This is a genomic window from Thermoanaerobacterium thermosaccharolyticum DSM 571 (assembly GCF_000145615.1).
GTDB lineage: Bacteria > Bacillota > Thermoanaerobacteria > Thermoanaerobacterales > Thermoanaerobacteraceae > Thermoanaerobacterium > Thermoanaerobacterium thermosaccharolyticum.
The window spans coordinates 908456-922369 of the sequence record NC_014410.1 but is presented as its reverse complement, the minus strand read 5'-3'; the positions used below and the strand labels follow the sequence as shown (position 1 = coordinate 922369).

Genomic DNA, 13914 nt, shown 5'->3' with positions numbered 1-13914 from the left:
GATTGATCCCACCTATTTTTTATTTTGAAAATGATAAATGATTTCATATTTAGGTTTAACAATTTTTTTACCTAATAATGGTCTTATTATATTTTTAACATATACATCAATAAAGATACTATTACAACACATCAAACCTTTCGATTTATAAATATGATAATCTATTGGATTCAAATAATCAAATGAATGTTCATCGTAACTATTAACATGTTCACCGCACGAACTTAATACTTCTTTATAAGGAACAGTTATATATAAGTCGTTGCATTTTTTTAATAATTCTTCAGCTATTTTTTTATCATCATTTAAATGTTCCAATACATTTGAGGCAATTATAACATCAACTTTTGGTACATCTAAATACGTTCCTTGATAGAAATCAGCAATATTACCATATTTCTCCTTGCATTTTCGAATTGCCTCCTCAGAAATATCAAACCCAATTAATTTTGCATTTTTAAACCTTCGCTTATATATAGGAATTGCATCGCCCAAAGCGCATCCAAAATCAACTATTGTTCCATCAAAAGTTGTCGGTATTTTAAAAAACTTTATTTGCTCACACGCAAATCTCTTTGTCTGGATTTCCCCGCCGCTTAAAATCCAATCATTTGACCTAAATCGATTATCCCAATAAGATTTCGTATTTATATTCACCATATTCCCCTCTTCTTTACATTTTATCCAATTATCCGAAATTATGATTTCGTATAATTCTTTTAATATTTTTATAAAAAAATAAAAGGCTTAATTACCCTTTTTATCAAACTAATTATCATTAAAGTATTTATCTAGATCCTCTATCTTTTTTATATCAAAAATATTCTCACCTATCTTTTCTAACTTATCTATATTTAATTCGTACATTCTTTTTACATACAATTCCGGTATTTTGTTAAATTTTTTATTTAAAAGTTTAATAATTAATTCAGCCTTTCCTTCGGCTTTTCCTTCGGCCTTTCCTTCGGCTTTTCCTTCGGCCTTACCTTCTTGTATCAACATTTCGGCTATCTTAGTCATTCTTATCGCTCCTTTCAATTTATTTTTATATTCATCGGTCAGAAATTTATCACTTATTCCTATTAATGCACCGATTAGATACGTCTTTTCATCTTCATTTTCTATCTTTTTCGCAAGTTCTACTGCATCTATTGCCATCTCATCACTGCTTTTTTTACTTCCCATAAGTGGCAAAAATATTAAGTTCAATTTGTCTATATCTGTTAGTTGTAATTTCCTATCAATTTTTTCGTTTAATTCTTTATATATTTCATCGCCATCGTACTTCACTAAAAATACTTGATCTACTTTATATATTATTGATCCAATGTCCAATCTATTAATTGCTTCTTCTATTTTACCTGAGTATATTACAACAGTCCTTATTGTTCTCTCATATTTATTATACAGCCTTGCATCATACTGCAAAAATCTTTTTATATCGGCTTTTTTATTTGTTGTTTGAAATTCCATATGCAACAATGAGTCATCTTCCAAAAGAAATATAAAATCCAGCCTATCTTCCTTAACTTCAATTGACGGTAAATTCGCCGGTATAACTGTTACTATTTTAGGTACATTTATCCCGTAAAACTTAAGCGATTTATCTTTGAATTCTTGAGCCATCGATTTTAATATTATATCGTTATTCTGATAAGATATATCTAAGTTATTATTCTTCACGCTTTTTCTCCTCTTAATTATACCATATTTATTAATCTTTTGTTTAAAATATATGCCCCATAAATGGATGTAAGCAAATTTAAAACGTCTTGTAGTATTCCAAATAGGTAAAGATTATATTTCTGAATTAAAAAGGCAAAAACAAATCCTAACTTACAATATATTTCTCTATATCTTCAATCTTATTAATTTCAAATATGTTGTCTGCTATTTGAAGCAATGTCTTCTCATCTGCATCTTCAATTAACTTTATATATTTTTCAGGTATATCACTGAATTTCTTCTTCAACAATCTTATAACGAGATTTTCCATACCTTTTTCAATACCTTTTTCCATGCCTTTTTCCATACTCTTTTTTAATTCTTCCTCAGTATATATTTTAAAGTTCGCTTCCTTTAAGTTGTTTATTACATATTTCATCTGCTCTTCATTTAATCTGTCTGCATACATCTTAATCACCTCCGAAACTTTACTCGGATCTATTCTAAATGCCGCCTCAATTAATCTTATTTTATTGTCATATTCTTTTGCTTCATTTATACTGGTGAATAGTTTCTCTATTGCATTTTTAAAATACATGTTATTTGATAAAACCATCAATGGATAATTTTCCTCTACATTTTCTAACTCAGACAATACTATTATCTGCACCGGTATCCATTCATTATGTATATAATAAATGCCATTATCAGAATTGTCTAATTTAATTTTATGTTCTGCTAAAAATGATATGAGTTTTTTGGGAAGATTGCTACATACAAATGTCAGTGTTAATTCTTCTATCTTTATATCATCAACTTCTTTTCGTGATTTCTCGTAAGCATTCATTATTGATTTATATAGATATACATAGCCTAATCCCTTGAAATAATCATCTATTGATACATAATCATCTGGAGACTTATACTCTATTATGTTGTATCTTTTAAATATTTGTCCTATCCTTTTATTTATCTTTACATCTTTTTCTTTTTTTATTATTATGACATCTATTCTTAAAGGCTCTTTTGATAGATATTCTTCTTGTTTTATTTCAACTTTTTCATCTTTTAGCTCTTCTTTTATGGCTGTTACAAAATCGCTGTGCCAATCATTCATTTTATTTCTTTCTCCTTAAATTATATCACATTTCCCTCAAAATAGGTATAGCTTCGCTATACGGACACCAGTGAATAAATTCACCGCCTCCGCTATGTAGCAAAATATTAACACCATCAACATTCACGGGCGCCGAAACAGCCTCATGAATATTTCTGGATAATATTACTACTTTATAGTATAAATCTATTCGACATAAATTTTGAAAATCCTTCTTTTACTATCAAAATTTTTAAATATCATGCATAATAACATTGGCGGCAAGACATGATCCATTCCACTTGGTATCGTTAAAGTTTTTCTAAACCCATCATCTTGACATGGGTATTTATGCATAAAAAAATAAAAGGCTTAATTACCTTTTTTTATCAAACTAATTATCATTAAAGTATTTATCTAGGTCCTCTATCTTTTTTATATCAAAAATATCCTCCCCTATCTTTTCTAATTTATCTATATTTAACTCGTACATTTTTTTTACATAAAATTCTGGTATTTTGTCAAATTTTTTATTTAAAAGTTTAATAATTAATTCAGCCTTTCCTTCGACCTTTCCTTCAGCCTTTCCTTCGGCTTTTCCTTCTTGTATCAACATTTCGGCTATCTTAGTCATTCTTATCGCTCCTTTCAATTTATTTTTATATTCATCGGTCAGAAATTTATCACTTATTCCTATTAATGCACCGATTATATATGTCTTTTCATCTTCATCTTCTATCTTTTTCGCCAGTTCTACTGCATCTATTGCCATCTCATCACTGCCTTTTTTGCTTCCCATAAGTGGTAAAAATATTAAATTTAGCTTATCTATATCTGTCAATCGTAGTTTTTTGTCAATTTTTTCGTTTAATTCTTTATATATTTTGTCACCATCATATTTCACTAAAAATACTTGTTCTACTTTATATATTATTGATCCAATGTCTAATCTACTAATCGCTTCTTCTATTTTACCAGAATATATTACAACAGTTCTTATTGTTCTCTCATATTTACTATAAAGCCTTGTGTCATACTGCAAAAATCTTTTTATATCGGCTTTTTTATTTGTCGTTTGAAATTCCATATGCAGCAATGAGTCATCTTCCAAAAGAAATATAAAATCCAGCCTATCTTCTTTGACTTCAATTGACGGCAAGTTCGCTGGTATAACTGTTACTATTTTAGGTACATTTATCCCGTAAAACTTAAGCGATTTATCTTTGAACTCTTGTGCCATTGATTTTAATATTATATCGTTATTCTGATAAGATATATCTAAATTAATATCCTTCACTCTTTTTCTCCTACCTACTTATTAACAATGTTAATTTACAATATATTTTTCTAAGTCCTCTATCTTATTAATTTCAAATATGTTGTCTGCTATTTGAAGCAATGTTTTCTCATCTGCATCTTCAATTAACTTTATATATTTTTCAGGTATATCACTGAATTTCTTCTTCAACAATCTTATAACGAGATTTTCCATACCTTTTTCAATACTCTTTTTTAATTCTTCCTCAGTATAAATTTTAAAGTTCGCTTCCTTTAAGTTGTTTATTACATATTTCATCTGCTCTTCATTTAATCTGTCTGCATACATCTTAATCACCTCCGAAACTATACCTGGATCTATTCTAAATGCCGCCTCAATTAACCTTATTTTATTGTCATATTCTTTTGCTTCATTTATACTGGTGAATATTTTTTCTATTGCATTTTTGAAATACATGTTATTTGATAAAACCATCAATGGATAATTTTCCTCTACATTTTCTAACTCAGACAATACTATTATCTGCACCGGTATCCATTCATTATGTATATAATAAATGCCATTATCAGAATTGTCTAATTTAATTTTATGTTCTGCTAAAAATGATATGAGTTTTTTGGGAAGATTGCTACATACAAATGTCAGTGTTAATTCTTCTATCTTTATATCATCAACTTCTTTTCGTGATTTCTCGTAAGCATTCATTATTGATTTATATAGATATACATAGCCTAATCCCTTGAAATAATCATCTATTGATACATAATCATCTGGAGACTTATACTCTATTATGTTGTATCTTTTAAATATTTGTCCTATCCTTTTATTTATCTTTACATCTTTTTCTTTTTTTATTATTATGACATCTATTCTTAAAGGCTCTTTTGATAGATATTCTTCTTGTTTTATTTCAACTTTTTCATCTTTTAGCTCTTCTTTTATGGCTGTTACAAAATCGCTGTGCCAATCATTCATTTTATTTCTTTCTCCTTAAATTATATCACATTTCCCTCAAAATAGGTATAGCTTCGCTATACGGACACCAGTGAATAAATTCACCGCCTCCGCTATGTAGCAAAATATTAACACCATCAACATTCACGGGCGCCGAAACAGCCTCATGAATATTTCTGGATAATATTACTACTTTATAGTATAAATCTATTCGACATAAATTTTGAAAATCCTTCTTTTACTATCAAAATTTTTAATAAAATCTTAAAGTATACAAAAAATAAACTAAGGCTGCATTTACTGCAGCCCTAAAAAATACTTGTAAAAACTTAAGTCGTCCGTCAGTTCTGGATGAAACGAAGTCGCAAAAAGGTTGCCTTCCCTCGCTGCCACTATTTTCCCATTGTATCTAGATAGCACCTTTACATTTTTTCCTACATCCTCAATATAAGGCGCTCTTATAAACACTGCATCTATTTCGTCTTTTGATACGTCAGGCATACTAAGCTTTGTTGTAAAGCTATCAAGCTGACTTCCGTACGCATTTCTCCGCACCTTTATGTCCATTATACCTAAATGAACTTTATCATCATTCACGATATGTTTAGCCATCAATATCATACCTGCACACGTTCCCCATATAGGCGCACCAGATCTGTAAAGATCTATAATTACATCTTTTAAGTCAAAGTCATTAAGCATTTTTCCTATGGCAGTGCTTTCCCCGCCAGGTAATATAAGTGCATCTATGCTTTTTAAAGTCTCTTTATCTTTTGCTTCTACAGGTGTTATACCATCTAATCTTTTTAGTTTATCTATATGTTCTTCTACAGAACCTTGTATCGCAAGAACACCAACACGCATTTTACCAGCCCCTATTGGCATATAAATCTTTTTCTGAAAGATCCCTTATATCGATGCTATTCATTGCTTCGCCCAATCCTTCTGATACTTCTGCTATTATCTCTGGTTTGTCATAATATGTCGTAGCTTTTACAATTGCTTGAGCACGCTTTTCGGGGTTTTCTGATTTAAATATGCCTGAACCTACAAAGACCCCATCTGCTCCAAGCTGCATCATCAGTGCAGCATCTGCCGGTGTTGCAATACCTCCCGCTGCAAAATTCACAACTGGCAGTCTCCCGTTTTCTGCAACATATTTTACTAATTCATAAGGAGCCTGCAATTCCTTTGCTGCTGTCATAAGTTCTTCATCGCTTAAAGTTGTAAGTCTTTTTATCTCTGCTGTTATAGTTCTCATATGTCTTACTGCTTCAACTACATTTCCTGTACCTGCTTCACCTTTAGTCCTTATCATTGAGGCACCTTCGCCAATTCTCCTTAATGCTTCCCCTAAGTTTCGCGCACCGCAAACAAATGGAACTTTAAACTGCCACTTGTTTATGTGGTATGATTCATCTGCAGGTGTCAGCACTTCACTTTCATCAATATAATCTATCTTCAAAGCCTCTAAAACCTGTGCTTCCACAAAATGTCCTATCCTGACTTTTGCCATGACAGGTATTGACACGGCTTCTTTTATCGCTTTTATTATCTTTGGATCTGACATCCTTGCAACGCCGCCATGCGCTCTTATATCGGCAGGTACCCTTTCAAGCGCCATTACTGCAACTGCACCAGCCTTTTCTGCGATAACAGCCTGTTCAGGTGTTGTAACATCCATTATGACTCCGCCTTTTAGCATTTGAGCAAGGTTTTTATTTAATTCATATCTTTCATTCATTGTACTTATTCCCCCTATTTACTATATAACAATTTTTATTATTTTAAATCAATTGTATCTATTAAATGCGAACATGTCAATCAGTACAATATGGATACAAAAAAAAGGATACATCACTGTATCCCTTTTAATATTTGTTTAGAATTGTCTACTATTTTCTTCATTGTATCTGTCATAGGTTTCGGTTCTTCTGATTTAGAATTGGCTTCATTAAACAAATTCTCCACATCGACAGCTTTTTCAAGATACTCTTTCGCTTTCACTTTATTGTTGTTTTGCAGGTAAAACATGCCAACTTTGTTATACGCATCTGCCAGCTGTTGATAGTTTTCTGGCCTTAAAGGCTGGACTTCAACAGCTTTTTTGACATACTGTATTCCTTTATCTATCTGTCCATGGGCAAGGTAAAAAGCTCCAAGCTGCGCCGATAATTGAGAATTAAACGGTTCTAGATCTACTGCTTTCTGCTCTTCATTCATTGCCTCCTGAAGTGTCGCTGCGTCCTTTGTCTGATCTGCTATGCTAGCCAATGTCTGCCCGTAAGACATCCTGTACTTTGCATTCCACGGATCATATGATACAGCGCTTTTGTAGTATTGCATAGCTTGACCAATATTGTTTGTCTTCACCAAACTGTCACCTTTTTCAGCGTATCTCAACGCAGCCGAAAGAGAGAATGATATAAACATGACGACTATTCCAACTATTAAAACTCCATAGTTGTAATATCCATTGTACAATTTTTTGCCTTTTATAATTGGTGTTGCTGACTCTTTCCTGCTTATACTCATGCTGTTTATTATGCCAATAAGGGCGTACAGCGCTATCGTTACAGCAGATAAAGAAAGGTCAAAATCCATTGCTGCATGGGCATAAAGGCTTAATATGCCTGTTGCAGCAGATGCCAGCAGTATGCGCTCATATCTATCCATTTCTGCTTTATAGAGCTTAAATATTGATAATATGAGAGCAATTAAGAAGAATATGATTGCTGCTGCTCCAACTACACCTGTATCAAGCAAAACCTGCATGAAGTAATTATGTGTCTGCGTAGTCCAATAGAGGTAAGACTGATACTTGAAGTAAAGGGATGCCCATGCCCCTCCACCTGCTCCAAACAGCGGATAATCTTTAAAAATCTTAAATCCATCTTTGTAAAACTGCATGCGCTCTGAACTGCTGTGGCTACTTAGGCTAATATCCTGTATCCTTGATGCCACATTTTCAGGCAGGTACTTGTATTTAAGCATAATGTTTTGTACATCTTTTGGGTTGTTTTTTGGATATATATACGCTTTTTTAAATGTTACAGACGTATCTTTAAAATTGTTTATAAAAGTTATAGCCAACCTCTTGGTGTCCTTTAACGTAGAAAATTCAATAGTTTTTTCTCCGCTGAAACTTTCTTTGTCGTACACATCTTTAATTTTTGTAGGCTGATCTAAATCATTTCTGCTGTCTATTGTGATTCCATACGCCCAATCCCTGTTTTCGCTATTTTCTGATTTTACCGTATATTTAAGAACATAAATCCTATCAGCATCAACATTGACAAATCTTGTGACGCTTTTTAAGCTGTCGGCCTCATTTTGACCATGACTTAATGTAAGCGGCATTTGCGATGTCAATACCATGTATCCACCTATTGATGAAAGAATGCCCACAATAACAATTATCGATATACCTACTTTTAAGCTTATCTTATTTACAGCATCAACTATGAAACTTATCAGATATGTGAAAATAGCTGATAGCAAAGCTCCTACAAATATCCACATAAGCAGATTGTGTGGTTTAGGACCATTTACAATAGAATTAAATTTCACTATAGGCAGTGACGATGCTACGACTATACCTATTAAGTAGATGAAAGGCTCCACCTTTTTACCTTTTGGCATCATTATGATAAGGAACAGAAACAAAAACGGAAACATTACCCATGCACCGCGGGACAATGTAAATATGTAAGCATAAAACTGTACAAATGCTTCTATCCCATACAGTGCTTTTATGTATTTATTTTCTGTGTATGATATAAGGGCAAAGTTCACAAACAAAAATGCCATCATAAATGACGCTGCAGTATTAGCATATTGAAATGTAGAATTGATTCTTCCACCTACCCATGATCCATTGTAGTTTATGTATCCTGCAGCAGATAAAAGCCCTACTACAGCTACTCCAAATGAACTTAAAACAAGTACATTTAAAAGAACCCATATCTTTTTCTTGTCATTAGCAAGCCTGCTTACCATAAAATAGATAAACACATAGTCTACGTATTTTAACGTCTCCCCTATTGCAGTCCGTATATTTACCGCGAAAAATGTTGATATAAGATATGCTCCAACAAGGGATAATGCAGCATAGTCAAGTCTTTCTGTAATTATGGGTTCCTTTTTAAATATCTTTATAAGTGCCCAAATCAGCACCACAATAGATGTAATTCCGATGGTAGGCAGAAATTCATTGTCGAAGTACATGCCTCTAAAATACGGTGGTAATGCCACCAATAGAAGCAATGATATGTAAAATACGATATTAATTGTAAAAATAGTATTTGTACTGCTTTTTTCTACATTAACATTGACTTTTCTCTTTTTTGCTGCTTTCTGTGCCATATTAATTCTCCTTTGTACATGTTATAAAAAATACACAAATAATCTTATTCGACAAAAATATTTAATTTCCTTCTTATCTAATCATTTAACGAATCGGTAATTGAAAAAATCTTATTTTCCATTCAATCACCATTTGCAATTGATAGAATATAATAAACTGAAATATAAATAAATGGGAGGTATATTCATGAGAAAGCATAGGAAATTACTTATTTTTACGCTTATACTTACATTGATACTTACATCTGTTTTGTTTACAGGATGTAAAGCAAAAGAGCAGCAGATTACAAAGATAAATTTTATTGAGACAGTTCACTCGATTTTTTATGCACCGTACTACGCAGCAGTAAATAAAGGATTTTTCAAAGAAGAAGGACTTCAATTGGAGATAACAACCGCACAAGGTTCTGACAAAGCCGCAACAGCAGTTGTATCAGGTCAAGCCGACATAGGACTGCAAGGTCCAGAAACTACCGTCTACGTATATAAGGAAGGAAAAGAGGATTACCTTGTAAATTTTGCACAACTTACAAAAAAAGACGGCTCATTCTTAGTAGGCAAAAAGCCAGAACCGAATTTCAAGTGGGAAAACTTAAAAGGAAAAAAGATAATAGGCGGAAGGCCCGGTGGCATGCCTGAAATGACTCTTGAATATATACTGAAAGAACACGGACTAGATCCTAAGAAAGATGTAAATCTAGTTACAAATCTACAATTTACAGCAACCGCCGGTGCATTTATGAGATCCGATGCAGACTACGTCGCACTGTTTGAACCGACAGCATCGCAGGTGGAAAGCGAAAAAGGCGGATATATCGTAGCATCTGTCGGTGCTGCCGGACATGATGTGCCATATACGACATTTAATGCTAGAAAAAGTTATATAAAAGAACATCCTGATATCATACAGCATTTCACGAATGCAGTTTACAAAGGAATGCTGTACGTTCAATCTCACTCATCAAAGCAGGTTGCTGAAGATATCAAGTCATTCTTCCCTGACACAGATATTGATATCATAACAAAGGTCATTAACAGATACAAAAGCATAGATGCATGGGGTACAACACCGCAAATGAAGCCGGCTGATTTTGACGCCCTTCAGAATGTGTTGTTAAATGCCGGTGAAATAGACAGCAAAGTAGACCCCAATGCTCTTATAGACAATACTTTCGCAGATAAGGCTGTAGCAACGATAAAGAAATGATGTTGTGGGGACAATAGAAAGATTGTCCCCTGTAAGTATGCTTAAAATATGGCAGGAGGTGCATCTTATGGATAAAGTCATGGTAGAACTTGAAAATGTCTCTTTAAACTATCATACGGTAAAGGGTGAAACAGAAGCAATAAAAAATGTCTCTTTTAATGTATATGAAGGTGAATTTGTAGGAGTCATAGGACCTTCTGGATGTGGCAAGTCCACACTTTTATCTATTATTGCGGGCCTCTTGAAACCATCAGGCGGAAGCGTAAAAGTGAACGGCAAGGTTGGATACATGCTTCAGAGAGATCACCTTTTTGAGTGGCGAAACATCATGCAGAATGTTCTTCTTGGCCTTGAGATACAAAATGCTGTCAATGATGAGTCTATAAGGCATGTAGAGGGACTATTAGATAGATACGGTCTTGCAGAGTTTAAATACCATTATCCAAATCAGATATCAGGAGGAATGAGGCAAAGGGCAGCATTAATCAGGACTCTGGCCTTAAAGCCTGACATTATGCTATTGGATGAGGCTTTTTCAGCACTTGATTATCAGACAAGGCTTGCAATATCTGATGAGGTATGGAGCATATTGAAGGGAGTAAAAAAGACAGCTATTATCGTTACTCACGATATATCCGAGGCAATTGCAATGTGCGATAGGATCGTGGTTTTGTCTAATAGGCCGGCAGTTGTTAAAAGCGTGCATGAAATACACCTTACATGCGATAACCGCTCTCCGATTGGATGCAGAAAAGCCCCGGAATTTAGAGATTATTTCAACGAGATATGGAAGGAGCTTGATGTCCATGTATGAAATAACGTCAAACATGTCAAAAGAGCACAGAGAATTCTTAAAAAAAGTCAAAAGAAAAGAGATAGCTATAAGAACTACTCAGATTATAATATTGATTGCATTTTTTGCTGTTTGGGAAATAGCCGGAAGGCTTAAATTGATAGATCCATTTTTATTTAGCCAGCCTTCTAGAATGCTTAAAACAATCATAAATTTAAGTGAAGACGGCTCACTGTTTACACACATATGGGTTACACTAAGTGAGACATTGATAGGATTTGCACTTGGTACATTTATAGGCATAGCAATTGCAATCATGCTTTGGTGGTCTTCATTTGCATCAAAAGTAGCTGAACCATATCTAATAGTATTAAACAGCCTGCCAAAGATCGCATTAGGTCCTATATTCATCGTATGGATGGGAAATGGCGAAGCACCTATAATAACGATGGGACTGGCTATATCTTTAATCGTCACAATAATAAGTTTAGAGACAGGCTTTATGCAAGTAGATGAGGATAAGATAAAACTTTTAAAGACATTTGGCGCTACAAAGTATCAAATACTTACAAAGTGCATTTTGCCAGCCAGTATCCCAACTATCATGTCTGCCATAAAAATCAACATGGGGCTATCTTGGGTTGGCGTAATAACAGGCGAATTCTTAGTATCTAAAGCTGGTCTAGGATATCTCATCGTGTATGGCGGACAGATATTCAAGCTTGACATAGTCATGTCCAGTGTCCTAATTTTATCTGTGCTGGCTGCATTGATGTACGTACTTTTAGTATACATTGAAAAAAAAATAATCAAATGGCAGTAGTTTATGTAATGTACTGCACCGCATTATGCTGGTGTATTTTTTTTCATTATGTGCTAAAATATCTTTATGAAAATATTTCGAGGTGAGATTTATGAAGATAGCATTAGCACAGCTGAATCCAACTGTGGGCGACATAAAGAACAACTGTGAAAAAATAATTATGTATATAAAAGAAGCAAAAAAAGCTAATATGGATCTTATCGTCTTTCCAGAGCTTTCTATCATTGGATATCCTCCTAAGGATTTACTTTATAACCCTGATTTTTTGGAATCATCATATAGTGCTTTAAATGAGCTTATATTGCCTGAAACAAATGATATTGGCGTCATAGTAGGTATAGCCACAAAAGATAAAGAAAAAGACTATATGCTTCATAACTCAGCACTACTTCTATACAACGGTAAAATAATCGGACAAGCTGACAAAACCCTTTTGCCAAATTACGATGTATTTGATGAGCAAAGGTATTTTGAGCCAGCAAAAAGTAGGACTTGCTTTGATTTTAAAGGAATGCGCCTTGCAGTAAATATTTGCGAAGACATATGGAACGACAAGGACTTCTGGGAAAGACCAAGGTACGATATAGATGTTTTGGAAGAGCAGTACAAGCTAAATCCAGACATTTTTATAAATATTTCCGCATCGCCGTATAACCTTGGAAAGCAAGAATTAAGGACAAAGATGGTAAAGCAAATATCAAAGAAATATAAACTGCCTCTAATATATGTAAATCAAGTCGGTGGAAATGACGAGCTGATTTTTGATGGTAACAGTTTCGCAATAAATTCCAATGGCGACAGAGTCGTAAACTTAAGGTCATTTTCTGAGGATATTGCTTTTGTAGATACTGAAAATCTTGATGAACTAAAACCGCTTCAAGAAATCAAAGAAGATATTTCATGGGTTCATGATGCACTAATTTTAGGACTTAGAGATTATTTTAGAAAGACAGGCTTTAAAAAAGCAGTGGTAGGCTTAAGCGGCGGTATTGATTCTGCTGTCACATGCGCACTTGCAGTAAAAGCTCTAGGGCGTGAAAATGTACTGGGCGTATCTATGCCATCTCGCTATTCTTCAGAAGGCAGCAAAGATGATGCAAGGGATCTAGCACAAAATCTAGGCATACAGTACAGAGTAATACCTATTGAAGATGTATTTAAAAGCTATATCTCTATTTTTAACAAAGATGGCAATGTTTTAGGAGATCTAGCAGAAGAAAATCTGCAGGCCAGGATAAGAGGCAACTATCTGATGTTCATATCAAATAGAGAAGGATACATGGTCTTAACAACCGGAAATAAGTCAGAAATTGCTGTTGGCTACTGTACACTGTATGGAGATATGAGCGGTGGACTTGCTGTAATATCCGATGTGCCAAAGACGATGGTGTACGAACTTGCAAAGTATATAAATAGAGACAAAATCATAATACCGCTGTCAACCATTGAAAAGGCTCCATCTGCAGAGCTAAGGCCAAACCAGAAAGATACTGATTCACTACCGCCATATGAAATACTAGATGATATATTGAAGTCATATATAGAAGATGATAAATCTATAAGTGAGATCATAGCAGACGGCTATGATAAAGACCTTGTAAGAGATGTAATCAGAAAGGTCAACAATGCAGAATACAAGAGAAAACAAGCAGCGCCGGGTCTTAAAGTTACAACAAAAGCATTTGGTGTCGGAAGGCGCATGCCGATTGCGCAGAGATTCAGACCGTAATTT

The 13914-nt window shown here is 33.8% G+C and carries 12 protein-coding genes; 4 read left to right on the top strand and 8 right to left on the bottom strand.

Features of this window, described 5'->3' with window-relative positions; all coding sequences use genetic code 11:
- Positions 1–12: 12 nt before the first annotated feature.
- The 8 genes from TTHE_RS04530 to TTHE_RS04495 form a co-directional block, all read right to left on the bottom strand.
- Positions 13–660, bottom strand: coding sequence for a class I SAM-dependent methyltransferase (locus tag TTHE_RS04530; RefSeq protein WP_013297417.1), 648 nt, complete (start codon positions 658–660; stop codon positions 13–15).
- Between the two features lie 108 nt (positions 661–768).
- Positions 769–1683, bottom strand: a complete 915-nt coding sequence (locus TTHE_RS04525; protein ID WP_013297416.1) for a DUF4351 domain-containing protein — start codon at positions 1681–1683, stop codon at positions 769–771.
- Positions 1684–1831: 148 nt separating this feature from the next.
- The gene (locus TTHE_RS04520; RefSeq protein WP_013297415.1) at positions 1832–2782 is read right to left on the bottom strand and encodes a DUF4351 domain-containing protein; all 951 of its coding nucleotides are present in this window, start codon (positions 2780–2782) and stop codon (positions 1832–1834) included.
- A gap of 373 nt (positions 2783–3155) precedes the next feature.
- Positions 3156–4058, bottom strand: a complete 903-nt coding sequence (locus tag TTHE_RS04515; protein WP_013297414.1) for a DUF4351 domain-containing protein — start codon at positions 4056–4058, stop codon at positions 3156–3158.
- Positions 4059–4088: 30 nt separating this feature from the next.
- Entirely contained in the window at positions 4089–5015 is a 927-nt protein-coding gene (locus TTHE_RS04510; RefSeq protein ID WP_013297413.1) for a DUF4351 domain-containing protein, read from the bottom strand.
- Between the two features lie 276 nt (positions 5016–5291).
- Positions 5292–5858 (bottom strand): pyridoxal 5'-phosphate synthase glutaminase subunit PdxT, encoded by a 567-nt coding sequence (pdxT, locus tag TTHE_RS04505; protein ID WP_013297412.1) that lies wholly within the window; start codon positions 5856–5858, stop codon positions 5292–5294.
- 1 nt (position 5859) lies between these two features.
- Entirely contained in the window at positions 5860–6738 is an 879-nt protein-coding gene (pdxS, locus tag TTHE_RS04500; RefSeq protein WP_013297411.1) for a pyridoxal 5'-phosphate synthase lyase subunit PdxS, read from the bottom strand.
- Positions 6739–6851: 113 nt separating this feature from the next.
- On the bottom strand, positions 6852–9359 hold the full coding sequence (locus tag TTHE_RS04495; RefSeq protein ID WP_013297410.1) for an O-antigen ligase family protein: 2508 nt from the start codon (positions 9357–9359) through the stop codon (positions 6852–6854).
- A 187-nt stretch (positions 9360–9546) separates the two neighbouring features.
- On the opposite strand from TTHE_RS04495, the gene TTHE_RS04490 reads away from it, so the two are divergent.
- The 4 genes from TTHE_RS04490 to TTHE_RS04475 all read left to right on the top strand — a co-directional run bounded on the left by TTHE_RS04490 (position 9547) and on the right by TTHE_RS04475 (position 13911).
- The gene (locus tag TTHE_RS04490; protein ID WP_013297409.1) at positions 9547–10566 is read left to right on the top strand and encodes an ABC transporter substrate-binding protein; all 1020 of its coding nucleotides are present in this window, start codon (positions 9547–9549) and stop codon (positions 10564–10566) included.
- Between the two features lie 67 nt (positions 10567–10633).
- A complete protein-coding gene (locus TTHE_RS04485; protein WP_013297408.1) occupies positions 10634–11380 on the top strand; it encodes an ABC transporter ATP-binding protein in 747 nt (248 codons plus the stop codon).
- Positions 11373–12182 carry an ABC transporter permease gene (locus tag TTHE_RS04480; RefSeq protein ID WP_013297407.1) on the top strand — a complete coding sequence of 270 codons (810 nt, stop codon included), beginning with the start codon at positions 11373–11375 and terminating at the stop codon, positions 12180–12182. The genes TTHE_RS04485 and TTHE_RS04480 overlap by 8 nt, the downstream gene beginning before the upstream one ends.
- A 91-nt stretch (positions 12183–12273) precedes the next feature.
- On the top strand, positions 12274–13911 hold the full coding sequence (locus TTHE_RS04475) for an NAD+ synthase (RefSeq protein ID WP_013297406.1): 1638 nt from the start codon (positions 12274–12276) through the stop codon (positions 13909–13911).
- The last annotated feature ends 3 nt before the right edge of the window (positions 13912–13914 follow it).